Genomic DNA, 23,129 nt, shown 5'->3' on the forward strand with positions numbered 1-23,129 from the left:
GCCGATCCCTGATCCGCGGCGACGCGGTCGGCAGAATCGCGGCGTCAAAGGCGCTGGGGCCGCTTCTGGTTTAGGCGCAACGCTCCAGCAGCCGTCTTACCGTCGCCAGCGCGCCCTCTTGCAGCAATGAGATGTACTGGCGTTCGATTTCGGCGCGAAAGCCAGCGTGGTTCGGCAGGTCGGTTCCGAACACGTCGTGCATGGCCAGAACGCGGTCGAGGGCATCTGACGCCGCACTTGCAGACAGCGCCGTTTTGAGGCGCGCCGCCAGGGGATCGCGCACATCGATGACGTTGCCGTTTTCGTCCAGGCCGGTCGCATAGCGCAGCCAGGCAGCGACGCCCAGAATGGCGCGTTGGGCGGATAGCCCGGCCGCCAGCCGCGCGCGGATCGTGCTCAGCAGGCGTTGCGGCAGCTTCTGGCTCCCATCCATGGCGATTTGCCAGGTGCGATGCTTCAATGCGCTGTTGCCAAAGCGCTGCAGCAGCAAATCGCGATAGGCCGCCAGATCACCGAGGCACGGCGGCAGCGTCGGCATCACCTCCTCGGTCATGAAGCCGTGGATCAGTTGACGCAACTGCGGATTGGCAACTGCCTCGGCAACATGGGCATGGCCACTGAGATAGCCGAGATAGGCCAGGATCGAATGGCTGCCGTTGAGCATCCGCAGCTTCATCAGTTCGAACGGCCGCACATCCGCAACCATCTGCGCGCCGGCGCTTTCCCACGCCGGTCGCCCGGCCGGAAATCGATCCTCGATCACCCACTGGCTGAAGGGCTCGGTCACGACCGGCCAGGCGTCGTCAAAGCCCGTCTGCCGCGATACCTCCAGACGATCCAAATCGGTGGTGGCCGGGACGATCCGGTCCACCATGGTCGACGGAAAGGCGATCGCAACGGCGATATAGCGGGCAAGATCACTGTCGCGCAGGGCGGCAAAGCCGGTCACGACCCGCGCCGTGGTTTCGCCATTGGCCGGCAGGTTGTCGCAACAAAGGATCGCAATCGGCGCAGCCCCACGCGCGCGGCGCAGTTCCAGCGCCCGCACCAGCAGGCCGGGAACGCTGATCGGCGCCGCGGGGTTGGCGAGGTCGTGCCGAATGTCCGGGTGATCCGGATCGAGCCAACCGGTCGCCGGATCGTGGCAATAGCCCTTCTCCGTCACGGTCAGGGTGATGATCCGGATCCGCGGATCGACCATCGCCGCCAGCAGCGCGTCCCGCTGCGTCGTCGCGTCCAAGACATCAAGCAGCGCACCAACGATGCGCATCTGCGATGCATCGCCATCACGGATCGCCACGGTGTAGAGAAAGTCTTGTGGTTGCAGCGCCGCACGCGTGTCCGGTCGCCGCAGCGATGCGCCGACGATGCCCCAGGACGGATCCATTTTCAGTGTGTCGTCGGTATAGACGGCAAGATGGGCGCGTTGGAATGCGCCCACACCCAGATGAACGATGCCGGGCGTCACCGCCCTTCGGTCATAGGGCAGCCCAATGCCGGCGCCGGAGGCCGACAGCCGCCGCACGTTTCCTTCAGCCGTCAATTTCAACCAGCGCCTTGATGAGACCCGATTTCTGCATGGCCCAGAGGGGGATCGACTGGGCCGCGCCGGCCAGGCTGGTGCGATGCGTCACCAATTGGTCGACCTTGATAACGCCCGTGCCGATCGCTTGCATCACCCGGCGGAAGTCGTCATTGGTGGCATTGCGGCTGGCGAACAGAGTCATCTCCTTGCGATGAAAGTCGGGATCGGCGAACGATATCGTCTCGTTGACCAGGCTGATGAGGACATACCGGCCGCCATGGGCGACGAAATCGAAGCCGGCCTCCATCGAGGCGCGGTTGCCGGTTGCGTCCATCACCACATCGAAGCCATAGCCCCCCGTATGCCCCGCCATTTCAAGCTTCGGGTCGGCGATGGCGGTGGCACCAGACATTGCCGCCGCCGCCGCCGCGCGCGCCGTGTCGCGGTCGTGAACGAATGCATTGGCACCAGCCAGTCCGGCAAAGAGAACCGCGCCGAGCCCGATGGGGCCAGCGCCAATCACCAGGACATTGTCGCCGGCGGCGATCGCCCCCCGCCGCACCGCATGGGCCCCGATGGCCAGGAACTCGGTCGATGCGCAGGCATCCAAAGACAGCCCGCCGGCCGGGATCAGGTTCCGCTCCGGGATCGACACCAATCCCGTCATGCCGCCATCGCGGTGAACGCCGAGGACGGAGATATTGACGCAGCAGTTCGGGCGTGCCGCCCGGCAGGCGATACAGACGCCGCAGGAGACATAGGGGTTGACGACGCAGATGTCGCCAACGCGCAAGGCACTTCCCGACGGCGGCTCCACGACCTCGACCGCCATCTCATGCCCCATGATGCGCGGATACTGCAGATAGGGATGCTTGCCCTGATAGATGTGATAATCCGTGCCGCAAACACCGATCCGCCTGGGACGGACCAATGCTTCGCCCGGCATGACTGTCGGCACCGGCCGCCGGACAAGCGCCAACCGGCCCGGCTCGGCACAGACCAGCGCTTCAACGCTCGGCATCTCTGGCATCTAAATACTCATTCTTGATCACGTCGCTTCACCTTGAGAGAACGAGGGTCGGCTGGCTGCCGACCCTCGCCCAGCCTATCAGAAATTGGACATATTATCCTTGGTCACCAAAGCGGCGCCTGAGTCGATCAGGGATTCGACCTTCTCGCCGCGGATGGACCGGACCAGGGCATCGACGCCGAGTTCCGCCATCTTTGCCGGAAACTGAGCGACGGTTGCATCCTCGATCCCGGCCTGCAGCGCTTCCGCCTCGCCGCAGCAGAAATCGAAGCCAGCAAGAACGATCTTGTCATTGGCAATGCCGGCCTTCTTGATCGCCTGTGCGGCCCCCGCGGCGGGCGGGCCACAAGCCGCGAAGATCGACTTGATATCCGGATTCTTGGTGAGCAGATCTTCAGCGACGCTGAGCCCGAGTTCCTCGGTGCAGTTGGTTGCCCCCCGGCCGACGATCTTGACGTCGACACCCTTCAAGCCATCGAGCATGCCGTTGACGCGATCATCGAGCGACGGAACGCCGGGGACACCTTCGAGGATGCCCAGCGTGTCGCCGTCCTTCAGCACGGTCTTCAGGTATTCGCCCGCGATCTTGCCGGCATTGTAGTTGTTGGTGGTAGCCAGCGCGGTGCGGTTGTTCCAGTCGGGTATGTTGTTGTCCATCAGCACGATTTTCACGCCGGCGGCGACGGCCTTGTCGAGCGCCGGGGCGACTGTCGGATCAACCGGCGTCAGGGCAATACCCTGGACACCCTTGGTCACCATGGATTCGATGAGCGCGATCTGCCCTTCGATGTCCGTGGCAGCAGTTCCCTGGCCATAGATGATCTCGACCCCCGGATGGGCCTTGGCATAGGCCTTGGCGGCATCTTCCATCGTGGCAAAGAATGGCACCGGGAACTTGGTGATGAAGCCGAGCTTGACCGGGTCATCGGCCAGGGCCGGACCGGCGCTTGCGATCGCAAGTGCCAGCGCCCCCAACAGCAATCTTAGTCTCATGATCTTCCTCCTCCCATACGGACGGGTTCGGGGTGAATCCGCCCATCGCTTCGTCACCTCTTGCGGATGACGAATTTCCATCGCCCCAGCGCCTAGCCCTCGGCCCCGACAATCAGGGCAACCAGTTGCTGCTGGTTCTCACGGGCCGGCTTCAGCTCGCCCACCTTGTGACCTTGGCGCAGCACGACAGCCCGGTCGGCCAGTTCGATGACATGTTCCATGTTGTGCGTGATCAGGATGACGGCATTGCCCTCGGCGCGGAGCTGCGCCACGAGATCGAGCACTTTGCGCGATTCACGCAAACCCAGCGCTGCCGTCGGCTCATCGAGGATCACCAGCTTGCGGGCGAACACCGAGGCCCGGGCGACGGCAACGGCCTGTCGCTGGCCACCGGACATGAGTGCGACCGGCGCATCGAGTTTCGGCAGCTTGACCTTGAGGCGGTCGAGCACGGCGGCCGCCTCGCGGTCCATCTGACGACTACTGAGGAATCGCAAGCCCGCGGGCAGCCAGGACGGAAAGGCGATTTCCCGGCCGCAATAGAAATTCTGCGCCGGCGTCAGGTTGTCGAACAGTGCCAGGTCCTGATAGACGGTCTCGATGCCGGCGCGCCTCGCCGCTGCCGGCGAGGAAAGTGCGACCTGCTCGCCATCGAGCAGGATCTCTCCGGCGTCGAGCGCGTGGACGCCGCTGATGCATTTCACCAAGGTCGACTTGCCAGCGCCATTGTCGCCGAGCAATGCCAGCACTTCGCCGCGATAGGCTTCGAGGCTAACCCCTTTCAAGGCATGCACCGCGCCAAACCGTTTCTCGGCGCCCTTGATGGCGAGCACCGGGCTCTGTGCGGTGGCACTCATGATGCCCTCGCCGCTTGCACGACCCTTGCGCGCGCTTCCAGGTGGTTGCGCAGCACGTCTGCCTCGACCGCGATGACAATGATGAGGCCGATGGCGATCATCTGGAAGAAGACATCGACACCCAGCAGATTGAGCGCGTTGCGGATGACGCCGATCATCACGGCCCCCACCAGCGCGTGGCCGAGATGCCCGCGCCCGCCGAGGAAACTGGCACCGCCGATGATCACCGCGGCGATCGTGTCGAGTTCAAGCAGGTTGCCATAGAGCGGCGAGGCGGCTTCGGTTCGGCCGGCAAGGACCACCGCGCCGATCCCGGCGCAGAGGCCCGAGATGACATAGGTTGAGATCAGCACGCCCTTGACCGGTATGCCCATGCGGCGTGCAGCCTCCGGCTGGCCACCCACGGCATAGGTCCAACGCCCCCAGACCATCGCCTTGGCCATGACGAAGACCAGCAGCGCCACACCAATGACGATGAAGAACGCATTGGGAATGCCGAAGGAGGATGCACCGCCGACGCTGGCGATCGCTTCCGGCATGCCGCGCATCGTGGTGTGGCCGACCGCGAGTTCCAGCGCCAGGCCGCGGCAGATGCTGAGCATCGCGAGGGTTATGATGAAGGGGTGCGGCAGGCGCCCGAAGATATAGGCGATGCCATTGATGGCGCCGACCAGGCCACCGGTTGCCACCATCGCCAGCATGACCAGGAAAGCGGAATCGACCTCACGATAAAGCAGGCCGCCCATCACGGTTGCCAGTGCCAAATTGGCCCCGACCGACAGGTCGATGCCGCGTGTGAGGATCACCAGATGCTGGCCGATGGCAACAATGGCAATGACCGCGGTCTGCGAAACGATGTTGGCGATGTTGCCGGGCTTGAGGAAATCGGGCGTCAGCGTGGCAATGACGCCGACCAGCGCCAGCAGGATCAGCAAGGGGCCAATCCCCAGCAGGCGCAGGCCCCATGAAATCCAGGACAGGCCCTGATGCCCGCCGACATCCACACCCATCCCCGCCTTGACCGGCCGATTTTCCACGGCATCCACCACGCTGCGCTCCCAGGCCTGTTTTTTATTGATAAAAACTATCCGACAAACGTTGGTCAAATTGTTTTTTATGTACTAAAATACAACGCACGCAAAGAAAGGCGTCAGAAATGAAAAGTGATGCGGTCTTCAAACGGGCCTTCAACGATGCCCTCTCCCTGCTTGCGACTCTGCCGCCGACCGCGGCCTTCCCGTCGGAAAATCAGCTGAGCGGTCAGCTCCGGGTGAGCCGCACGACCGTCCGCAAGATCCTCGCCGCGATGAAGGAAATGGGATTCGCGCCGGATGGTGATCGCCGGCAATCGCTGGCGGCCATCCCGCGCTTTGCCGAGGCCGAGACCGTGACGACGTCGGAACAGGTCGAGACGCATTTCATGGAATGGATGCTGCGCGACAACACGCGCCCGGGCACCAGCATCAACGAACTTGAACTGGCCCGCCGCTTCGGCTTGGCGACCACCGGCATCCGCGAGTTCCTCAACCGGTTCCAGCGTTTCGGCCTGATTGAAAAGCGGCCCAATGCGGGCTGGGTGTTCAAGGGCTTCACGGCGAATTTTGCACTCGAGCTGTTCGAGATCCGCGAGATTTTCGAGCTGCGTTCAGCGCTTGCCTTCGCGGCCTTGCCGCCCGCCTCACCGCTCTGGCAACGGCTTGAAACGCTGCGCCAACAGCATGTCCAGCTGCTGACGGAGATCGACGGGCGCTATCACGATTTTTCGGATCTCGACAGCCGCTTCCACCGGCTGGTCAATGCGGCCGCACCGAACCGCTTCATCGACGACTTCTTCGACATCATCACCCTGATCTTCCATTATCACTACCAATGGAACAAACAGGATGAAAGACAGCGCAACGAGGTGGCGATCAAGGAACACCTCACCTATATCGACGCGCTGCTCAGCCGCAACCCAGCCATCGTCGAACTCGCCTGCCGCGCCCATCTGGCATCGGCCAAAGAGACCTTGATGCGCTCGTCCACCCGCAAGCTATCCGACGCGGAAGAAGGGGATGGAGCCGCAGACTGGGCCGTCGCCGGAACCTAATTGCGACAGGCGCTCTCATCAGCGCCGTCACATTCCGGCACACCAGCCGACTGAACAAAGGAAAATGGCGGAGGGGATGGGATTCGAACCCACGATAGGGCTTAACACCCTATAACGGTTTAGCAAACCGTCGCCTTCAGCCACTCGGCCACCCCTCCGCGCTCGGCAAACTAACGAGTGGCGCGGTCTCACGACGTATGCGGGGCCTTTACTAAAGGGGCGCCAAGGGAATGTCAAACTATCGTCGCCCGCCCACCCAAATTGCCGGAAAGATATTCCTGATCAATATCTTAAATGAGGGCTACGAGCGCCGATCGAGCTGCTTGGCGCCGAACAGGATGTCCCGTTCCTGGGGGGTGAAAGGCTGCTTCCGGCTCCGTTCGACAAGGACCTGCAATCCCTTCTCGACCGCCGGGCGCTCGCCGATGGCCTCGAACCAGCGCTTAAGGTTGGGATGGGCGTTCATGTCCTGCCCCTGCCGGTCCCAATAGCGCAGCCACGGCCAGGTCGCGATATCGGCGATGCTGTAATCGCCGGCAAGATAGGCGACCTCGCCCAGGCGCTTGTCGAGCACCTGGTAGAGCCGCGTGGTCTCGTCGGTGTAGCGCTTGATGGCGTAAGGGTACTGCTCCGGCGCATAGGCGCGGAAGTGGTGGGTCTGACCCAGCATCGGCCCGACGCCACCCATCTGGAACATCAGCCATTGCAGCGTGATCGCACGCTGATAGGGATCGCTGGAGAGAAGCTGGCCCGTCTTCTCGGCGAGATAGATCAGCATCGCCCCGGATTCCATGAGGGCGATCGGCTGGCCATCGGGACCATCGGGATCGACCATGGCCGGAATCTTGTTGTTGGGGCTGATCTTCAGAAAGGCCGGCTGGAACTGGTCGCCGGCACCGATGTCAACCGCGTGGATGTTGTAGGGAAGGCCCATTTCCTCCAGCGCGATATGGATCTTGTGCCCATTGGGCGTGGGCCAGGTATAGAGGTCGATTGCTGTGGTCATGCGTCCTCTCCCTCACGCCGCTTTCAGCAGGGCGTTCAAGCCGCGCTGTACCGCCGGACGTTCGGCGATGGTGGCGATCCAGCGCGTCACGTTCGGGAAGTCGCGCATGTCCTGCCCGTATTTCTCGCTGCCTTTCACCCAGGGCCAGGCGGCGATATCGGCGATCGAGAATTCCTTGTCGCCGAGATAGGGGCTTTCCTTGAAACGCTGTTCCATCACGCGCAGGAGGCGCGTCACTTCATTGGTGTAGCGATCGACCGCGTAGGGAATGCGCTCTGGTGCCACGGATCGGAAATGCCAGGCCTGGCCATACATCGGTCCGATCGAGCCCATCTGGAACATCAGCCATTGCAGCACGTCATAGCGGCGGCGCTTGTCGGCCGGCAGGAACTTGCCGGTCTTCTCGGCCAGATAGATGAGGATGGCGCCGGATTCAAACAGCGTGATCGGCTTGCCGCCGGGGCCGTCCTGGTCGACGATCGCCGGAATCTTGTTGTTGGGGTTGATGGCCAGGAACTCGGGCCGGAACTGCTCGCCCTTGCCGATATCCACCTTGTGCAGGCGGTAGGGGAGACCCGTCTCCTCCAGCATGATATGGGCCTTGTGCCCGTTGGGCGTCGCCCAGGAATAGAGATCAATCATCCGTTCCAACCCGTCTTGTCGCCACGGTCCCATCCGACCGGGGCACCCCATGAAAAACCGCGGAAAACCGCCGCTTGCCCGCACTGTCGCGGGAAAAGCCGCGCGGCGCAAGGGGCGCTTTGCCCCCAGCACTTTACCCTTGCGGCACAAACGGGCAGTGTGGCGTGAAATCTATCCGCCTACCCAACTCGCGGGCGGCTTCTAGCAACGTTTTGTGACGGATCGGTGATGGAAAGACCCTATAGCGGCTATGCCGAATTGATCGGCTATGAATTGATCGACAAGGCCAAGGATTTCGCCCGCCTGCAATTGCATCTCGAGCCCCGCCACCTCAACCGCATGGAAGTGCCGCATGGCGGTGTCATGGCAACCTTGCTGGACAGTGCCACCGGCTTTGCCGTGGCCTTCGCGGCGGGGCCGGAGCGGGTCTTGCGGGCCGTCACCGTCTCTATGAACGTGCAGTTCATGGGTCAGGGCAAGGTCGGCGAAACGGTGATCGTCGATGGCCATCGCACCGGCGGCGGCAAGACCGTGGCCTTTGCAACGGCCGAAGTGAAAAACCCGGCCGGGCAGGTGCTGGCGCGCGGTGACGCGGTCTACCGCTTTCTCGAGAAGTGGTGAGAGCCGGGCTTATTCCGCGGGTTGGCTCTGCCGGCGCGGTGCCGCAGCGCCGAGACCCAGGCGCGCATACTCGGCGCCGATACCACCGGTGATGGCCAGCCAGCACATCCTGAGATCGGCGAGCGCCCCATAAAAGGCGTTGACCTTGATCAAGGGCTGGTTGTGCTCGACCCACCAATGCGACGTCACCGCCATCACCACGGCAAAGACGATACCGGCGGCACAGAACAGCGGCTGCTGATGATAGATCGCCAGCAGCGTCGCGATGATGCCGACCGTCGTCGCCGAATAATGCATGCCACGCGTGAGCGGGTGCCGGTGGACATCGAGATAGAGACGCCAGAATTCCTGGAACGTCATCTGCACGCCATCGCGGAAAGTCTTATCGGTTGTGACGCCGCGGGGTCGACCGTTTCGTGCCGCCCATTTCGCTGCCATGAGCCTCTCCCGTCCATTGGGGGCCATGCCGGCCCCTCACCTCATCCCACAATGATCTTAACGCTCTTTTCTGACGGCTGTCTAACATTCCGATAAGTATCTGCCGCTCACCTGCCTCAGACGGTCGATCCAATCAGTTGCCGACAAATTGTGGCGGCCTTTTGCCCAGGAAAGCAGCGATCCCCTCCCGGTAGTCGGCGCTGTCGACAGCGGCGTAGCCTTGCGCGATCTCGGCGTCCGTCAGTGGCTGCGGCTCGAGACAGCGCCGGGTGAATTTTTTGTGATTGCGGTGGCTGATGGGGGCACCAGCCGCGATGCGGGCGGCGAGGGCAGCCACGGCATCTTCCAACTCGGATACGGGGACCACGCGCGTAACAAGACCTTTCTGCTGTGCCCAGGCGCTGTCAAAAACCTCACCGGTCAGCAAAAGTTCCAACATCGTCGGCCGGCCCAGCAGATCGACCAGCGCCGCAAGCTCGGGATAGGGCATGGTGATGCCGACCTTCTGGATCGGGATGCCGAACTTGGCATCCTCGGCCGCGACCCTGAGGTCGCACATCGCGGCAACCTCCAATCCGCCGCCCATGCAATTGCCCTCGACCCGGGCGATGGTCGGCACGGGGAAATCGCGCAAGGCCCAAAGTGCCGCCAGCATGATCTCGCCATAGGCCCGCGCGCCTGCCGGCGTCGCCCGCAATTGGGCAAACTCCGCCATGTCGGCACCGGCCGCAAAATGCCCACCCGCGCCCCGCAGGACGAGGCAGCGCAGATCCGCCCGCGCCGACAGCCTGTGCAGTTCCGCAGCCAGCCCACGCCACAGATCGGCGTTGAGCGCATTGCGCTTTTCCGGCCGGTTGAGGGTCAAGGTGGCGACCGCATTGTCGCAGGAAACATGGATCAGTTCGGTCGTCGTCATCATGCGTGCCCCATCCTTGGCCGTGCGTCATCGATTCTGCGCAAGCCCGAGCCTAGTCGAGCGCTTTCGCCCCGTCAGCCCTGCAACCAGAGCAAGGGGGCTATGGTTAACATTCGCGTGACGCGACTTGCCCAAAAGGGGCGATTCCAGCATGTTGGCGCCGACGCCGCGGGAGGAGTTGCGGCGCATGCAGCAACAATGCAGATCGACGCCATGACCACCAGCAAGCCCACCCTCACCCTCAGCCAGCCTGGCCCAGCCCGCACCGTCGATCCGCGCCTTCTCGTCGGCGATCCGGCGCCCTGGTTTCAATGCGCCAGCAACGTCAATCCCAGTTTCGATTTCTCGACGGCGGCGGGGCGCTATGTCGTGCTGACCTTCTTCGGCTCGACCGCCCATCCGGTCGGCAAGAGCTTGATCGAGAGCTTCTTTGCCGCAGCCGAGATATTCGCCGATCCCGATTTCTATTGCTTTGGCGTCTCGGTCGATCCGGCCGATCGCGCGCGCGCCGATCTCACGCAAACCCGTCCCGGCTTCGACATCTTCTGGGATGCCGAGCGCAAGGTCGCACAGCGCTATTATTTTGCGGGCGCGGATACGCCGATCACGGCTCTGCAGCCGGTGACCTATCTGCTCGATCCCAATCTGCACGTGGTCGGCATCTTCGCCACCAATGACGGGCGCCTGCAGGCCGATTCCGTGGTGCAGGTCCTAAAGCGCCTGCCCAAGCTGGGCAGCCCGCGCCCCAGCCAGATGCAGGCACCGGTCCTGGTCGTGCCCCATGTCCTGGAGCGCGATTTATGCCAGCGCCTGATCGAGGGATATCGGGGCGGCAACCCGGCGGAATCCGGCTTCATGGTCGAGCGCGACGGCAAGACCGTGCAGCAGCACGACCACCGCCACAAGCGGCGCAGCGACTGGACCATAACCGACCGCGCCTTGATCGAGACGGTGCAGGAGCGCTTCCGCCGCCGCCTGCTGCCCGAGATCAAGCGCGCCTTCGCCTTCGACGTGACGCGGATGGAGCGGCACATCGTCGCCTGCTACGACCAGAGCGGCGGCTATTTCCGGGCGCACCGGGACAACACCACCAAGGGCACCGCCCATCGTCGCTTCGCCGTGACCGTCAATCTCAACGCCGAGGATTATGTCGGTGGCGATCTGATGTTCCCGGAATTCGGCCGCGCCACTTACCGGGCACCGACCGGCGGCGCCGTGGTCTTTTCCTGCTCGCTCCTCCATGAGGCGCTGCCCATCATCCGCGGCCAGCGCTTTGCCTACCTGCCCTTCCTTTATGACGAGGCGGCGGCGGCGATCCGGCAGGCCAATAACAGCCATCTCGGCGAAGGGGTCCAGATCTACCAGATGCAGGGCCCGCGCCCGGCCCTTGCCCCCCAGGACAAGCCGCTGAGGAATGGGAATGGCGGCAAAGGCAGAAAGGACAGCCGACGGGGACCCAAGGGCGGCCCCGGCGGCAATCCGAATCGCCCCCGCTCGGGCAATCGTCCGCGCTAGAACCTTGGCAGTTGCGGCAGCGCCGCCCGCTCTCTAAAACGGCGGCAACCGATCCATTGCTGGGGGCTTAAGGACCATGGCGCAAACGACGAACATTTCCGGCCCGATCGTGGCGCGGATTCTCCTGGAGATCGCCGCCGTCCATTTCCGGCCGGACGAGCCCTTTACGCTGACCTCGGGCCGCAAGAGCCCGGTTTACATCGACTGCCGCAAGATCATCGCCTTCCCGCGGGCGCGCGCGAAGGTCACCGAGCTTGCCGCCGATCTGGTCGGGCGCGAGATCGGCTTTGAAAGCCTCGACGCCGTCGCTGGCGGCGAAACCGCCGGCATCCCCTACGCCGCTTGGCTGGCCGACAAGCTGGGCCTGCCGATGGCCTATATTCGCAAGAAGCCCAAGGGGTTCGGCCGTGGCGCCCAGATCGAGGGCGATATGAAGCCAGGCGCCCGCGCGCTGCTGGTCGAGGATCTGGCGACCGATGGTGGATCGAAGGTCAATTTCATCAACGCCATCCGCCAGGCGGAATGTCAGGTCGCCCATGCCCTGGTGGTCTTCCATTACGGCATCTTCCCGCAATCCCTGACGACATTGGGTGATCTGGGGGTGAAGCTGCACGGCCTCGCCACCTGGTGGGATGTGCTGGAAGCCGCCCGCGACACCGGGCGGCTCGATGCCAGCGAGACGGCCAAGATCCGCGCCTTCCTCGACGATCCCGAAGGCTGGTCGACGGCCCGCGGCGGATCCCTGAAAGAAGAATAGGTTGCTTGCTTGATCGATCCAGTTTGTTACTCTCAAAAGAGTAATCGATAGGATCGATCAATGAGACCACTCCCGACCCTGCGCCAGTTGCGTTATCTCGTGGCACTGGCCGAACATAAGCATTTCGGCCGGGCCGCCGAGGCCTGCTTCGCCACCCAATCGACGCTGTCTGCGGGCCTCCAGGAGCTTGAGAACCTGCTCGACGTCAAACTGGTCGAGCGCTCCAAGCGGCGCGTCATGCTCACGCCGCTCGGCGAAGCGATCGTCGCCCGTTCCCGCGTGGTGCTGCGCGAAGCCGAAGATATCGCCGACCTCGCTTATGCCTCGAAGGATCCGCTCTCCGGCGCGCTGCGCCTGGGGGTCATTCCGACCATCGGCCCCTATCTGCTGCCGCGCGTCCTGCCGCCCTTGCGCCAGAGCTATCCCAATCTGCGGCTCTATTTGCGCGAGGATCTCACGGCGCGTCTCCTTGAGGCGCTGAACGATGGCGACATCGACGTGGCGCTGATTGCACTCCCCTTCCAGACCGACGAGTTGGAGATGCGGTCTCTCGGCCACGATCCCTTCGAGCTTGCCTGCCGCCCCGACGACCCGCTGGCCAAGGGCGGCGCCATCGCCCTCAATGATATCCCTGAGGAGAAGCTGCTGTTGCTCGACGAAGGTCACTGCCTGCGCGAGCATGCGCTGGCGGCCTGCCGCCTGGAACCCTCGCGCCACCGTGACGATTTCCGCGCCACCAGCCTGCCGACCCTGGTGCAGATGGTGGCAAACCGGCTGGGCGTCACCTTGCTGCCCAAGATGGCGATCGATTCCGGCCTTCTGGGCGGCACCGGGCTGGTATCCAAGCCGCTTTCCGCCGACGCCCCAGCCCGCGAGATCGCGCTGGTGTGGCGGCCGACCACACCGCGCACCCTGGAATTCAACCTGCTTGCGGACGTGCTCGCGAGCTTTGCCGATACCCGCTCTTCGGCGGCTTAGCCATCGGCCGGCGTGTCGTCTGCGGCGGTGTAAAGATCGCGGTTGATCGAGAAGACCATGATCTTGTTGACCGTCCGGCCGTCATCCGAGAGCGGCACGAAGAGGTTTTCTTCGTTCACATAGCGGTCCGTGACCTGGAAATCGTCGATCTCGTAGAACGGCGCCCGCGTCCTGCACACGGTTTCATATTTCAGCATCACCGATTCGGCCGAGCGGCCGAAAAAGGCCTCGGGGATCGATTGCCCGGTCGGGTCGGCGCCGCGCAGTTCCACTTCCATCGTGCCGACCAGGCGATAGACGAAGCGCCGCTCATCGGGCACCACATCAACTAACGTGATATAGGGCAGGTAGCGGCTGATCTCGGCCGGGTCGATATCGCCACGTGCCGGCATCGCGCGCGCGCCGCATTTGCCCTGCCAGTAATCGAGAAACAGGCGGATATCGGGATGACAGGTCCGGGTCCAGTCACTCATCAGCGTGGTTCGGCATCTGGCTGAAAGAGATCTCGGCTGATCGAGAACACCAGCACCATATTGACTGTTTCACCATCATTCGACAGCGGCAGGAAAAGGTCCTCCTCGCCGACGAACCGGTCGACCGCCTGGAAGGGATCGGCGACGTAATGCGGCGCGCGCGTGCGTCTGGCAGCTTCGTAATGCTTCAGGGCCTCATCGGCGCTGGTCGCGAAATAGGCGTCGGCCACTGCCTTGCCGGTCGGATCGTAGCCGCGCAATTCGACCTCGGCCGTGCCGACCAGCCGATAGACAAAGCGGCGTTCGTCGCTCACCACATCGACCAGGGTGATGTGCGGCAGGAAATGTCGCAACTCGCTGGGCTCGATATCGCTGCGGGACGGCATGGCGCGGCGACCGCATTTGCGCTGCCAGTAATCCAGCATCTCGCGAATGTCCGGGTGACAGGTATCAACCCAATCCGTCATCGCTATTCCTGCCCATGAAGAGACTGCCAGAATGTTGACAGGCGCCCTCCCCGTCAATCGGGGATTGCACGGATCCGCCACCACTTGCTCCCATTCCGATGCCGATTTAAAGGGGGGCACTAGCGGTATTGAGGCGTTGTACCGCCGTGGCATCAAGGGTCAGTTGCGCCGCAGCAGTGAGTTCGGCCAGTTGCGCGGCGGAGGTGGCGCTGGCGATCGGCGCCGTCACCACGGGTTGCGCCAGCAGCCAGGCAATGGCCACCCGCGCCGGCGTCGCCTTGTACTGGGCCGCCACGTCGTCGAGGGCCGCGAGGATGCGCTGGCCGCGTGCGTCGAGATACTTCTCGACGTCGCTGCCGCGCGCACTCTTGCCGAGATCGGCTTTCGACCGGTACTTGCCGGTGAGGAAGCCGCCGGCCAACGAGAAATAGCTGATCACACCGATCTGGTTTGCGCTGCAAATGCCGGCCAGCTCGGACTCGAACACGGCGCGTTCACAGAGATTGTATTCCGGCTGCAGGCTTTCATAGCGCGGCAGGCCGTCACGCCGATGCGCTTCGAGTGCGGCCTTGAGGCGTTCCGGATTGAAATTGGAACAGCCCACGACCCTGACCTTGCCCGCCTTGATAAGCTCGGCATAGGCCGAGAGGGCCTCCTCGACCGGCACGCTCAAATCGTCCCAATGCGATTGGTAGAGGTCGATATAGTCGGTCTGAAGACGCTTCAACGACCGATCGACCGCGCGCAGGATATAGGCCTTGGAAAGGCCCTTCTCGTCGCCGCCCATGTCGGAACCGACCTTGGTGGCAATGACGATCTTGTCACGGTTGCCGCGGCTCTTCGCCCATGCCCCGATGATGGCCTCGGATTCGCCGCCCTTATTGCCGTCATGCCACTTGGAATAGACATCGGCGGTGTCGATGAAATTGAAGCCGGCGTCGACAAAACCGTCGAGCAGCCGGAAGGAGGTTGCCTCGTCGACCGTCCAGCCGAAGATATTGCCGCCGAAGCAAAGGCGGGAAACGCTGAGGTCAGATCGGCCGAGTTTAACGCGCTGTGTCATTCCATCCCCCGCTGGTATTGGCGCCGCGGGCGACACCAGCTGCGCGGCGATGGTCAAGCAGTTTCAGCAGCTGTCACAGCATCTTCTTCAGGGCAGCGCCATCCAGCCATGCGGTGTTGATGTCGCTGGCGAAGCGGAAGCCTTCCGCCACTTTGGCGGCACCGTCCTGGGCGAAGGAACGGCGGCTCCAGAAGGTGAAGACGGGCTCGATGACATAACGGTCTTCCAGTTCGACCGTCGAGCGGCTGTCATCCTCGGTGATCATCACTTCGTGCAGCTTTTCGCCCGGGCGGATGCCGACGATGCTGTGCGGGATGCCAGGGGCAAGGCAATTGGCGAGGTCGGTGACCTTCATCGACGGGATCTTCGGCACGAAAATCTCGCCGCCGCGCATGATCTGCATGCTGGACAGCACGAAGGCAACGCCCTGGTCGAGCGTGATCCAGAAGCGCGTCATGCGGTCATCGGTGATGGGGATGGTCTTGGCGCCCTTTTTCACCATGTCCTGAAAGACCGGCACCACGGACCCGCGCGAACCGATGACATTGCCATAGCGCACGACGGCGAAGATCGGGTCATGGCCGCCCGAGAGCGCATTGGCGGCGATGAAGATCTTGTCGGAGGCAAGCTTCGACGCGCCATAAAGATTGACCGGGTTGGCGGCCTTGTCGGTGGAAAGTGCAACGACGCGCTTCACCCTGTTCTTGATCGCCGCCTGCACCACGTTCTCGGCGCCGATGACGTTGGTGTGGATGCATTCAAACGGGTTGTACTCGGCGGCCGGCACCTGCTTCAGCGCCGCAGCATGGATGATGTAATCGACGTCCCGGGTCGCCATCTCCAGGCGCTGCGCATCGCGCACGTCGCCGATGAAATAGCGCATCGCCGGATACGTCTCGGTCGAGAGCTCCTGCTGCATTTCCCATTGCTTCAGCTCATCGCGCGAGAACACGATCAGGCGCTTGGGCTTCCAATCCTGGAGGATGCGGCGGATGAACGCCTTGCCGAAAGATCCCGTGCCCCCGGTGACGAGGATCGATTTCCCGTTCAGGTCGGGGAGCGCCGTCTCAAACATGGTCTGTTATCCCAATGGCTGCGCCTGGCGTGGCCTGGCAAAACTTAACAAGATCAGCGAGTTATGGGACATCGACCACGCCATGGCGGCGCCTTTACCCATCTCCGGATCACAAGGGTGGGGGTTAACAGCACCCCCCTCACTCTGTCAACCCGACGCCGGGCCGCAGATTTTAACCGAAAACCGGTTCCAGGAGGCCCGTATGGCCGGTTTTGACGGCAAACAGACTGCCGGCCAAGGGTGCCTTCTGCAGCGTCGCCGCGTCGAGCCCGACGGTCGCGGTGGTGATGTAGAGCGTATCCAACGCGTCGCCGGCGAAGGCGCAGGAGGTCACCAGCGGACAGGGTAGGCGGATCTCGCGGTCGATCTTGCCGCTGGGCAGGAAGCGCGTCACGCGCCAACCCTCCCAATGGCAGATCCAGATGCCGCCCTCAGCGTCGACCGTCATGCCGTCCGGCATGCCCTGCTCTTCCGAGAACTCGGTGAAGAGCCGCTGGTTGGCAAGGGCGCCGGTCTGGGTGTCGAGGTCATAGGCATAGACCTTGCGCACCATCGTGTCCGAGAAATAGAAAATCTTGCCATCCGGGCTGAAGCCCGGCCCATTGCCGCAGGCAAAGCCGCGATCCTGCACCTGGGTCTCGCCATCGGCCGTCACGCGGTAGATGCCGCCGATGGGCTCGGTCTCCTTGGTGTCCGAGGTGCAGAGCCACAGGCGCCCCTGGCGGTCGACCTTGCCGTCATTGAACATGGTGAGCGACGGCCGGTCGTTCGGGTCGAGCCATTTGGTGAGCTTGCGCGCCTTGACGTCGACCTTGTAGGCACCCTCGCGGCCGGTGAGTATGAAGCCCTCCTTCGCCCGCACCATGGTCCCCATCGGCACGTCGAGGTCGAGATGCCACACCTCGGCGGCCTGTGTGGCGGGGTCATAGATGTGGACGTCCGGTCCCTTCAGGTCGAGCCAATAGATCTTCTTGTCAACGGGGTGCCACAGCACCGATTCACCCAGCGCAGCCGGGGTTTTGACGACGCATTGCGGTTCGGCGGACATCGGCGATTCCTTTGGGAGGAGACTGAAGAATGGGGCGATTGTGCCGATCCCTTCGATAATAGCAATGCTGCAAAAGGAAACGGCGGCGCCTGGTGGCACCGCCGCTCCGCCCGGAGACCAGAATGTTGGGTATCAGCTGGCAAGCCGCATCGGCTCTGCCGCCGGCCGTTGGCCACGCTTCACTGTGCGAGCAGCACCATCGTCCGGCACGGGCATCGCCACGTCACCGGCCAGCATCCGCTCCAACTCGCGCCGCGCGCGGGCAAGGCGCGAACGCACGGTGCCGATCGGGCAACCGCAGATCCTGGCCGTCTCCTCATAGGATAGGTCCTGGCCCACCACCAGCAGCAGCACCTCGCGCTGGTCGGCATTGAGGCCGTCCATGGCGCGGAAGAGTTCCTTCAGCACCAGGACATGCTCCTGCGCTGGTGCCACACTGGCGAGGTTCGGCAGCAGGTCGTCGTCGACCTCGACCAGGCGGCTCCGTTGGCCTGCCCTGATATTGTTGACGTGGATGTTGCGCATGATGGTGAACAGCCAGGCCTTCAAATTCGTGCCCATGGTATAGAGGTCCTGCTTGCGCAAGGCGCGCAGCACCGTGTCGTTCACCAGATCGTCTGCCGATTGGCGGTTGCGGGTAAGCATAACCGCGAAAGCCTTCATGGCCGGCAGCAATGCGACGAGTTGGTTTTGGAAAGTATCGGCCATCGGTTGTCCTTTCGGTCGATTCAGTCTTGCGTCCAAACGTCGTTTCTAAAAAACGTGACGTCGGCAGGCCCCAGGAAGCGGGGCGGCGCCTCGGCTCATGCCCGTCTTTGGGCATTTGGCCTGGGGAAAAGATGGGCTGTTAGGGGTGACATGCCGAGCGACAAGACGGAGGAGAAGCTGTGACCTCCGACTTTCGTCCCAGGAATAAGATGCTGATCTGCGATTATTCGGTGACTTTACCTCGACCCGGGGGAAATGCCTGGCGGATAAGCTCCACCAGCTTCGGGTCGGCCGGCTCTTCACAGGCCGCGAACAAGGTCTGCATCTGGCGCTCGAGCCAGCGGTCAAATGCCGGAGAGGTCAGGATTTGTTCATCGGACCCAACAGTCCCGTCGGAAACGGTTGAAGCATCATTGGCGGCGATCGTCCCGCTGGCATGCAACCCCATCCCCTTGCGACTGTCCTTCATGATCGACGCAAAATCCTTCGTTCCGGGTCCCGAATAAGTCTGACGAAATGTGACACGGAATTGCTAACGAGCCGTTGCCGCGACTAGTTCCACACTGTGTGGAATCGGCCACCGTTTTTGGGCGTTTGCGGGGAGGCCGCGGGGCAATCCTCGCTCAGGTCCGGGCGAGGACCTGCCGCAGAACCTGCTGGATCAAGGCGTGATCAAGCTCGGGGCGCGTTTCCAGGATAAAGCCGGCGGCCCCGGCGCCCAGCATGGCGCCCAGCGGATCTGCCTTCACCGCTTGCCCGGCGATGTCGCTTGCCATCGCCATGAGATTGGGGCCGAGCGCTGCGGCCGGCGCTGCGCTCGCAGGCACGTTGGCGGGCTCCTTGGTCGCACTGAAGCGCGCGAGGAGGAGAGCGCTGATAAGCAGCACCAGAGCGACGATGAGGAGCGCTGCCGGAACCGTCATCCAAAGGATGAGCCAGTAATAGAGCGATGCCGAAGCGACCCCAATAGCTGCGAGGCCGAGGCAGCCGGCCAGGAACAACAGAACGACCCGCCTTATGACGCGGTCGGCCATTCCATCCATGAGTCGATTGATGGATCCAAACATGCCTCGGCCCCCAATATCTTAATGTGCTGCGGTTAACGCTGGGTCATCTTGCCGAGCAAGATGCCGACGCCGAACGCCACCAGCAGGCTGGTCAGCGGGCGCGCGGTGACTTGTTCTTCCAGCACGTCGACGCCGGCCTGAACGCGGGCCTTGCCGTTATCGACCGCTTCGTTGAGCTGCGTCTGGCCTTTCTTGGCGAGCAGCTTGGCGATGGTCGAGACGTCTTCCTTCAACGTGCCCAGATCGTTCTTGAGGACATCGAATTCCTTTTCCAGGCTGCGATCTGCCATAGCGACATTTCCTTCCTTCATGATGCGATTTCCTTTCTGCGGTTAGACGTAGCCGGCGACGAGCGAGACCAGAAACAGCACGATGAAGATCAGAAACAGGATCTTCGCGATTCCAGTTGCCGCCTGCGAAATGCCGCCGAAGCCGAAGATGCCGGCAATGATGGCGACCACGAGAAAGACCACGGCCCAATAGAGCATGCTGTTTTTCCTTCCTGCCCAAGATCAATTGACGAACGAACAACATTCAGCGCAGCGACATCGTTGCGACGACCGCTGGCAGATTTCTCGATTTCGAAAGGCGGATCCCCGATCAGCCGGGTGGGCCCGCGGGTCGCACCACTGACATCTGCAACAGGGAGCAGCAGCAATCAGCAGGCGACCCGGCGGAACCCGGGGTTGCCACGTAACCGGAAGGACGATTGCCGGGGTCGAGAGCGCCCAGCCATCGGATCACATGGCGGGCAAACAGTGACCGTTTGGGGGAAGGGCCACTGCGGCAATCGTGGGGTCGCTCCGGTTAAATGGCGACCACGAGGATGAAACCCGGCTTTCAGCCTTTGGTTCCGGCCAAATTTGCGGACAATTTCAATGCCGGGCTGGTTTCTTGCCGATTTCTTCGGCGCGTTCCAGCGCGTCGCCTTCCGGGCTGTCGATGGCGCGCTTTGCTTCCTGAGCCTGCCGTTCGGTGCGGGCTGGGTTTTGTGCCGCTTGCTGGGCTGCGTCATTGTAATGGCGCGCCGCCGTGCGATTGCCCTCGCCCTCATTCGGCTGGCCACCTTGCTGGCGCGGCGGCTCGGTCGGATTGCCCTGCTGCTGCTGACGGCCGGGATCGCCAATGGTATGACCCTGCTCGTGCTTTTCGCCGGGCACCTCACGCGGGGTCGGCTCGGGCGTCGTCTCGTTCGGATTCTTCGTCGGCATCTCCGCTCTCCTTCATTAAAAACGACTTGAAGGCCAAACGAAAACGCGCGCCGAAGGTTCCGGCGCGCGTTGCTCTCTTCCGACTAAGTGTTTGATTGTCGGTGCCTATCCACCCGTCATACGCGGCAGCAAAAAGACTTCGCTGTCAGGCTTCAAGGGTTCCAGCCATCCCTCGCGATAGATGAGGCCGTCGATCGAGACGGAAACGCCCCGCTTGATCTGGCTTTGCAGGCCCGGATAGGTCTCGCCTAGCCGGGCCAGCAATTCACCAACATTCCTCGCCTCGATATCGACCTCCAGCTTGCCGCCGGTATGCGGCTTCAACGAACCCCAGAGGACGACGCGGGCCATGCTTCTTCCTCAGGCAGCCTTCTTGGCACCTTTCGCCTTGGCGTCCTCGATACCCTTGAGGACGCGCGGCGGCGAGAGCGGGATCTGCGTGAAGCGCACACCGGTCGCTGCAGCCACGGCATTGGCGATGGCGGCAAGCGGCGGCACGATCGAGGTTTCGCCCACGCCACGGACACCATAGGGGTGGCCGGGATTGGGGATTTCCAGGATCTGCGTGTCGATCATCGGCAGATCCGAGCAGACCGGGATGCGATAATCGAGGAAGCCCGCATTCTGCAGGCGGCCATCCTTGCCATAGATGTACTCCTCGTTGAGCGCCCAGCCGATGCCCTGCACCGCACCACCCTGGAACTGCCCTTCGACATAGGACGGGTGCACCGCCTTGCCGGCATCCTGGATGACCGTGTAGCGCACGATCTGCGACCGGCCGGTTTCCGGATCGACCTCGACATCGCAGATATGCGTGGCGAAGCTGACACCGGCGCCATCGGCCGAATACTCGTGATGGCCGGCGATCGGGCCGCCGGTGCCGGGCGAAGCCGCGGCAATTTCCTTCAGCGAGAGCGGCGGGAAGTTGCCGGCATTGGCGCCGGCGGGCTTGGCATAGCCCTTCTCCCAGGTGACCGCATCCTCAGGAATACCCCAGGTCGCCGCGGCGCGGGCGCAGAGCTTCTTGATGGCATCGCGGGCGGCCAGAATGCAGGCCATGCCGGTCGCAAAGGTCGTGCGGCTGCCGTCGGTGACGTCGTTGTAACCCAGCGACGAGGTGTCGGCGATGATGGCGCGGACCTGGTCGTAACCGATGCCCAGTTCCTCAGCCACCATCATGCACATCGCCGCGCGTGAGCCGCCGATGTCGGGCGACCCCACCGAGACGGTGATCGAACCGTCGACCGGGATGTTGAGGGTGACGCAGGACTGGCCGCCGAAATTGAACCAGAAACCAGCCGCCATGCCGCGACCCTGGTTGGGGCCGAGCGGCGCCTTGAAATGCGGATGGTTCTTCGCCGCTTCCAGCGTCGCACCCAGGCCGATCGGGCCATAGGTCGGGCCGTAGGACGACTTGGTCCCCTCGCGCGCCGCATTCTTGATGCGGAAATCGATGGGCGCCATGCCGAGCTTGTGGGCCAGCTCCTCGATGACGCTTTCGACGGCGAAGTTCGCCATTGGCGCGCCCGGCGCACGATAGGAGATGGTCTTCGGGCGGTTCGCCACCACGTCGTAGCCGATGGCGCGGACGTTATCGAGGTGGAACTGCGCAAAGGCGCTCATGGCGCCGAACTCCGCCGGCGAGCAACCCTGGAACGGGCCACCCTGATAGCGGAAGGTGCCGTCGGCCGCCGTGATGATGCCGTCCTTGGTGACACCGATCTTGATATCGATCGAGGTCGAAGCCGTGGGGCCGCTGGCCTTGAAGACTTCTTCGCGGGTCATGACGACCTTCACGGGCCGGTTGGCCTTCCTTGCCAGCGCCAGAGCGACGGGTTCGATGAAGACGGTGGTCTTGCCGCCGAAGCCGCCGCCGATTTCCGACTGCGTCACGCGGAGGCGCGCGATATCGATACCAAGGAGCTGCGAGCAGACGTCACGCACCATGTAGTGGCCCTGCGTGCAGCACCACAATTCGGCACTGCCATCCGGGCCCATGCTGGCCAAGGCAGCATGCGGCTCGATATAGCCCTGGTGGGCCGCTTCGGTCTTGAAGCTGCGCTCGACGATGATGTCGGCCTTTTTGAAGCCTTCCTCGACATCGCCATGGCCGAATTCGAAGCGGCGGGCGACGTTGGAGGGCTTCTTCGGCTTCGGATCGACGCCGTCGGTGAACATGTCCTTGTGCAGCAACGGCGCATTCGGCTTCATCGCCTCGTCGACGTCGGTCACATGGGGCAGCACTTCGTAATCGACCTTGATCAGCTTCAAGGCCTGGCGGGCGATCGAGGCCGAGGTGGCAGCGACGGCCGCCACGGCATGGCCTTCATAGAACGCCTTTTCGCGCGCCATGACGTTGCACAGCGTGTCGTAGAGGCCGCCGCTGCCGCCGGTATGGTCGGGGAAGTCGTCGCGGGTGATGACGGCTTTCACGCCGGCAAGTTTTTCCGCCTTCGACGTGTCGATCTTCTTGATGATCGCATGGGCGTGGGGCGAGCGCAGGATGCGGCCGACCAGCTGGCCCGGGGCCGAGGCATCGGCGCCGAATTTGGCGCGCCCCGTCACCTTGTCGATGCCGTCGGGACGCAAGGGACGCGTGCCGACGACGTTGAATTTGCGCTTGGATTCGGGTGCGTTATCGAGCGGCATG

27 protein-coding genes and 1 tRNA gene are annotated in these 23,129 nt (G+C 63.2%); 5 read left to right on the plus strand and 23 right to left on the minus strand.

Annotated elements, in window-relative coordinates; all coding sequences use genetic code 11:
• Nucleotides 1-70: 70 nt before the first annotated feature.
• The 5 genes from SMD31_RS16835 to SMD31_RS16855 all read right to left on the minus strand — a co-directional run bounded on the left by SMD31_RS16835 (nt 71) and on the right by SMD31_RS16855 (nt 5,451).
• A complete protein-coding gene (locus SMD31_RS16835; RefSeq protein ID WP_320502084.1) occupies nt 71-1,543 on the minus strand; it encodes a mannitol dehydrogenase family protein in 1,473 nt (490 codons plus the stop codon).
• A complete protein-coding gene (locus SMD31_RS16840) occupies nt 1,533-2,555 on the minus strand; it encodes a zinc-binding alcohol dehydrogenase family protein (protein WP_320502085.1) in 1,023 nt (340 codons plus the stop codon). Before SMD31_RS16840 ends, SMD31_RS16835 begins: the two co-directional genes overlap by 11 nt.
• Before the next feature lie 78 nt (nt 2,556-2,633).
• A complete protein-coding gene (locus SMD31_RS16845; protein WP_320502086.1) occupies nt 2,634-3,548 on the minus strand; it encodes a sugar ABC transporter substrate-binding protein in 915 nt (304 codons plus the stop codon).
• Between the two features lie 92 nt (nt 3,549-3,640).
• Nucleotides 3,641-4,405 (minus strand): ATP-binding cassette domain-containing protein, encoded by a 765-nt coding sequence (locus SMD31_RS16850; RefSeq protein ID WP_320502087.1) that lies wholly within the window; start codon nt 4,403-4,405, stop codon nt 3,641-3,643.
• The gene (locus tag SMD31_RS16855) at nt 4,402-5,451 is read right to left on the minus strand and encodes an ABC transporter permease (RefSeq protein ID WP_320502088.1); all 1,050 of its coding nucleotides are present in this window, start codon (nt 5,449-5,451) and stop codon (nt 4,402-4,404) included. The genes SMD31_RS16850 and SMD31_RS16855 overlap by 4 nt, the downstream gene beginning before the upstream one ends.
• A gap of 110 nt (nt 5,452-5,561) precedes the next feature.
• On the opposite strand from SMD31_RS16855, the gene SMD31_RS16860 reads away from it, so the two are divergent.
• Nucleotides 5,562-6,494 carry a GntR family transcriptional regulator gene (locus tag SMD31_RS16860; RefSeq protein WP_320502089.1) on the plus strand — a complete coding sequence of 311 codons (933 nt, stop codon included), beginning with the start codon at nt 5,562-5,564 and terminating at the stop codon, nt 6,492-6,494.
• Between the two features lie 65 nt (nt 6,495-6,559).
• Here the strand turns inward: SMD31_RS16860 and SMD31_RS16865 are convergent.
• From SMD31_RS16865 to SMD31_RS16875, 3 genes are all read right to left on the minus strand, one after another.
• Nucleotides 6,560-6,652: transfer RNA gene (locus tag SMD31_RS16865), tRNA-Ser, on the minus strand.
• A gap of 143 nt (nt 6,653-6,795) precedes the next feature.
• Entirely contained in the window at nt 6,796-7,500 is a 705-nt protein-coding gene (locus tag SMD31_RS16870) for a glutathione S-transferase N-terminal domain-containing protein (RefSeq protein ID WP_320502090.1), read from the minus strand.
• Nucleotides 7,501-7,512: 12 nt separating this feature from the next.
• Complete coding sequence (locus tag SMD31_RS16875; RefSeq protein WP_320502091.1) at nt 7,513-8,142, minus strand: glutathione S-transferase N-terminal domain-containing protein; 630 nt, start codon at nt 8,140-8,142, stop codon at nt 7,513-7,515.
• 228 nt (nt 8,143-8,370) lie between these two features.
• Here SMD31_RS16875 and SMD31_RS16880 point away from each other — a divergent pair, with 228 nt between their 5' ends.
• A complete protein-coding gene (locus SMD31_RS16880) occupies nt 8,371-8,763 on the plus strand; it encodes a PaaI family thioesterase (RefSeq protein ID WP_320502092.1) in 393 nt (130 codons plus the stop codon).
• A gap of 9 nt (nt 8,764-8,772) precedes the next feature.
• On the opposite strand, the gene SMD31_RS16885 is transcribed toward SMD31_RS16880, so the two are convergent.
• Together SMD31_RS16885 and SMD31_RS16890 are read right to left on the minus strand one after the other, a co-directional pair.
• The gene (locus SMD31_RS16885; protein WP_320502093.1) at nt 8,773-9,201 is read right to left on the minus strand and encodes a DUF962 domain-containing protein; all 429 of its coding nucleotides are present in this window, start codon (nt 9,199-9,201) and stop codon (nt 8,773-8,775) included.
• A 133-nt stretch (nt 9,202-9,334) separates the two neighbouring features.
• Entirely contained in the window at nt 9,335-10,120 is a 786-nt protein-coding gene (locus SMD31_RS16890; RefSeq protein ID WP_320502094.1) for an enoyl-CoA hydratase/isomerase family protein, read from the minus strand.
• Between the two features lie 210 nt (nt 10,121-10,330).
• On the opposite strand from SMD31_RS16890, the gene SMD31_RS16895 reads away from it, so the two are divergent.
• The 3 genes from SMD31_RS16895 to SMD31_RS16905 all read left to right on the plus strand — a co-directional run bounded on the left by SMD31_RS16895 (nt 10,331) and on the right by SMD31_RS16905 (nt 13,367).
• Complete coding sequence (locus SMD31_RS16895; RefSeq protein WP_320502095.1) at nt 10,331-11,632, plus strand: redoxin domain-containing protein; 1,302 nt, start codon at nt 10,331-10,333, stop codon at nt 11,630-11,632.
• Nucleotides 11,633-11,708: 76 nt separating this feature from the next.
• Nucleotides 11,709-12,389 carry an orotate phosphoribosyltransferase gene (locus tag SMD31_RS16900; RefSeq protein WP_320502096.1) on the plus strand — a complete coding sequence of 227 codons (681 nt, stop codon included), beginning with the start codon at nt 11,709-11,711 and terminating at the stop codon, nt 12,387-12,389.
• A gap of 60 nt (nt 12,390-12,449) precedes the next feature.
• Nucleotides 12,450-13,367 carry a hydrogen peroxide-inducible genes activator gene (locus SMD31_RS16905; protein ID WP_320502097.1) on the plus strand — a complete coding sequence of 306 codons (918 nt, stop codon included), beginning with the start codon at nt 12,450-12,452 and terminating at the stop codon, nt 13,365-13,367.
• Here the strand turns inward: SMD31_RS16905 and SMD31_RS16910 are convergent.
• From SMD31_RS16910 to SMD31_RS16970, 13 genes are all read right to left on the minus strand, one after another.
• Entirely contained in the window at nt 13,364-13,840 is a 477-nt protein-coding gene (locus tag SMD31_RS16910; RefSeq protein ID WP_320502098.1) for a PAS domain-containing protein, read from the minus strand. The genes SMD31_RS16905 and SMD31_RS16910 overlap by 4 nt on opposite strands.
• Nucleotides 13,840-14,307, minus strand: a complete 468-nt coding sequence (locus SMD31_RS16915) for a PAS domain-containing protein (RefSeq protein WP_320502099.1) — start codon at nt 14,305-14,307, stop codon at nt 13,840-13,842. Before SMD31_RS16915 ends, SMD31_RS16910 begins: the two co-directional genes overlap by 1 nt.
• A gap of 106 nt (nt 14,308-14,413) precedes the next feature.
• Nucleotides 14,414-15,370, minus strand: coding sequence for an aldo/keto reductase (locus tag SMD31_RS16920; RefSeq protein ID WP_320502100.1), 957 nt, complete (start codon nt 15,368-15,370; stop codon nt 14,414-14,416).
• A 73-nt stretch (nt 15,371-15,443) separates the two neighbouring features.
• Complete coding sequence (gene pseB, locus SMD31_RS16925) at nt 15,444-16,445, minus strand: UDP-N-acetylglucosamine 4,6-dehydratase (inverting) (protein WP_320502101.1); 1,002 nt, start codon at nt 16,443-16,445, stop codon at nt 15,444-15,446.
• A gap of 172 nt (nt 16,446-16,617) precedes the next feature.
• Entirely contained in the window at nt 16,618-17,493 is an 876-nt protein-coding gene (locus tag SMD31_RS16930) for an SMP-30/gluconolactonase/LRE family protein (RefSeq protein ID WP_320502102.1), read from the minus strand.
• A 132-nt stretch (nt 17,494-17,625) separates the two neighbouring features.
• On the minus strand, nt 17,626-18,201 hold the full coding sequence (locus tag SMD31_RS16935) for a sigma-70 family RNA polymerase sigma factor (protein ID WP_320502103.1): 576 nt from the start codon (nt 18,199-18,201) through the stop codon (nt 17,626-17,628).
• Between the two features lie 223 nt (nt 18,202-18,424).
• Nucleotides 18,425-18,670 carry a hypothetical protein gene (locus tag SMD31_RS16940; protein ID WP_320502104.1) on the minus strand — a complete coding sequence of 82 codons (246 nt, stop codon included), beginning with the start codon at nt 18,668-18,670 and terminating at the stop codon, nt 18,425-18,427.
• 154 nt (nt 18,671-18,824) lie between these two features.
• A complete protein-coding gene (locus SMD31_RS16945) occupies nt 18,825-19,235 on the minus strand; it encodes a hypothetical protein (protein ID WP_320502105.1) in 411 nt (136 codons plus the stop codon).
• A gap of 65 nt (nt 19,236-19,300) precedes the next feature.
• The gene (locus SMD31_RS16950; RefSeq protein ID WP_320502106.1) at nt 19,301-19,558 is read right to left on the minus strand and encodes a hypothetical protein; all 258 of its coding nucleotides are present in this window, start codon (nt 19,556-19,558) and stop codon (nt 19,301-19,303) included.
• 42 nt (nt 19,559-19,600) lie between these two features.
• Complete coding sequence (locus tag SMD31_RS16955; protein ID WP_320502107.1) at nt 19,601-19,756, minus strand: DUF1328 domain-containing protein; 156 nt, start codon at nt 19,754-19,756, stop codon at nt 19,601-19,603.
• Nucleotides 19,757-20,143: 387 nt separating this feature from the next.
• Nucleotides 20,144-20,479 (minus strand): hypothetical protein, encoded by a 336-nt coding sequence (locus tag SMD31_RS16960; RefSeq protein WP_320502108.1) that lies wholly within the window; start codon nt 20,477-20,479, stop codon nt 20,144-20,146.
• Between the two features lie 105 nt (nt 20,480-20,584).
• A complete protein-coding gene (locus SMD31_RS16965) occupies nt 20,585-20,830 on the minus strand; it encodes a MoaD/ThiS family protein (RefSeq protein ID WP_320502109.1) in 246 nt (81 codons plus the stop codon).
• 9 nt (nt 20,831-20,839) lie between these two features.
• The gene (locus SMD31_RS16970) at nt 20,840-23,128 is read right to left on the minus strand and encodes a xanthine dehydrogenase family protein molybdopterin-binding subunit (protein WP_320502110.1); all 2,289 of its coding nucleotides are present in this window, start codon (nt 23,126-23,128) and stop codon (nt 20,840-20,842) included.
• Nucleotide 23,129 lies beyond the last annotated feature (1 nt).

The sequence above is a fragment of the Dongia rigui genome, from assembly GCF_034044635.1.
GTDB lineage: Bacteria > Pseudomonadota > Alphaproteobacteria > Dongiales > Dongiaceae > Dongia > Dongia rigui.

Coding starts and splice junctions, on each gene's coding strand:
- SMD31_RS16840 (WP_320502085.1), bottom strand. CDS start 2,555: ATGCCAGAGATGCCGAGCGTTGAAGCGCTGGTCTGTGCCGAGCCGGGC.
- SMD31_RS16845 (WP_320502086.1), bottom strand. CDS start 3,548: ATGAGACTAAGATTGCTGTTGGGGGCGCTGGCACTTGCGATCGCAAGC.
- SMD31_RS16850 (WP_320502087.1), bottom strand. CDS start 4,405: ATGAGTGCCACCGCACAGAGCCCGGTGCTCGCCATCAAGGGCGCCGAG.
- SMD31_RS16860 (WP_320502089.1), top strand. CDS start 5,562: ATGAAAAGTGATGCGGTCTTCAAACGGGCCTTCAACGATGCCCTCTCC.
- SMD31_RS16870 (WP_320502090.1), bottom strand. CDS start 7,500: ATGACCACAGCAATCGACCTCTATACCTGGCCCACGCCCAATGGGCAC.
- SMD31_RS16875 (WP_320502091.1), bottom strand. CDS start 8,142: ATGATTGATCTCTATTCCTGGGCGACGCCCAACGGGCACAAGGCCCAT.
- SMD31_RS16880 (WP_320502092.1), top strand. CDS start 8,371: ATGGAAAGACCCTATAGCGGCTATGCCGAATTGATCGGCTATGAATTG.
- SMD31_RS16885 (WP_320502093.1), bottom strand. CDS start 9,201: ATGGCAGCGAAATGGGCGGCACGAAACGGTCGACCCCGCGGCGTCACA.
- SMD31_RS16890 (WP_320502094.1), bottom strand. CDS start 10,120: ATGATGACGACGACCGAACTGATCCATGTTTCCTGCGACAATGCGGTC.
- SMD31_RS16895 (WP_320502095.1), top strand. CDS start 10,331: ATGACCACCAGCAAGCCCACCCTCACCCTCAGCCAGCCTGGCCCAGCC.
- SMD31_RS16900 (WP_320502096.1), top strand. CDS start 11,709: ATGGCGCAAACGACGAACATTTCCGGCCCGATCGTGGCGCGGATTCTC.
- SMD31_RS16905 (WP_320502097.1), top strand. CDS start 12,450: ATGAGACCACTCCCGACCCTGCGCCAGTTGCGTTATCTCGTGGCACTG.
- SMD31_RS16910 (WP_320502098.1), bottom strand. CDS start 13,840: ATGAGTGACTGGACCCGGACCTGTCATCCCGATATCCGCCTGTTTCTC.
- SMD31_RS16915 (WP_320502099.1), bottom strand. CDS start 14,307: ATGACGGATTGGGTTGATACCTGTCACCCGGACATTCGCGAGATGCTG.
- SMD31_RS16920 (WP_320502100.1), bottom strand. CDS start 15,370: ATGACACAGCGCGTTAAACTCGGCCGATCTGACCTCAGCGTTTCCCGC.
- pseB (WP_320502101.1), bottom strand. CDS start 16,445: ATGTTTGAGACGGCGCTCCCCGACCTGAACGGGAAATCGATCCTCGTC.
- SMD31_RS16930 (WP_320502102.1), bottom strand. CDS start 17,493: ATGTCCGCCGAACCGCAATGCGTCGTCAAAACCCCGGCTGCGCTGGGT.
- SMD31_RS16935 (WP_320502103.1), bottom strand. CDS start 18,201: ATGGCCGATACTTTCCAAAACCAACTCGTCGCATTGCTGCCGGCCATG.
- SMD31_RS16940 (WP_320502104.1), bottom strand. CDS start 18,670: ATGAAGGACAGTCGCAAGGGGATGGGGTTGCATGCCAGCGGGACGATC.
- SMD31_RS16945 (WP_320502105.1), bottom strand. CDS start 19,235: ATGGCCGACCGCGTCATAAGGCGGGTCGTTCTGTTGTTCCTGGCCGGC.
- SMD31_RS16950 (WP_320502106.1), bottom strand. CDS start 19,558: ATGGCAGATCGCAGCCTGGAAAAGGAATTCGATGTCCTCAAGAACGAT.
- SMD31_RS16955 (WP_320502107.1), bottom strand. CDS start 19,756: ATGCTCTATTGGGCCGTGGTCTTTCTCGTGGTCGCCATCATTGCCGGC.
- SMD31_RS16960 (WP_320502108.1), bottom strand. CDS start 20,479: ATGCCGACGAAGAATCCGAACGAGACGACGCCCGAGCCGACCCCGCGT.
- SMD31_RS16965 (WP_320502109.1), bottom strand. CDS start 20,830: ATGGCCCGCGTCGTCCTCTGGGGTTCGTTGAAGCCGCATACCGGCGGC.
- SMD31_RS16970 (WP_320502110.1), bottom strand. CDS start 23,128: ATGCCGCTCGATAACGCACCCGAATCCAAGCGCAAATTCAACGTCGTC.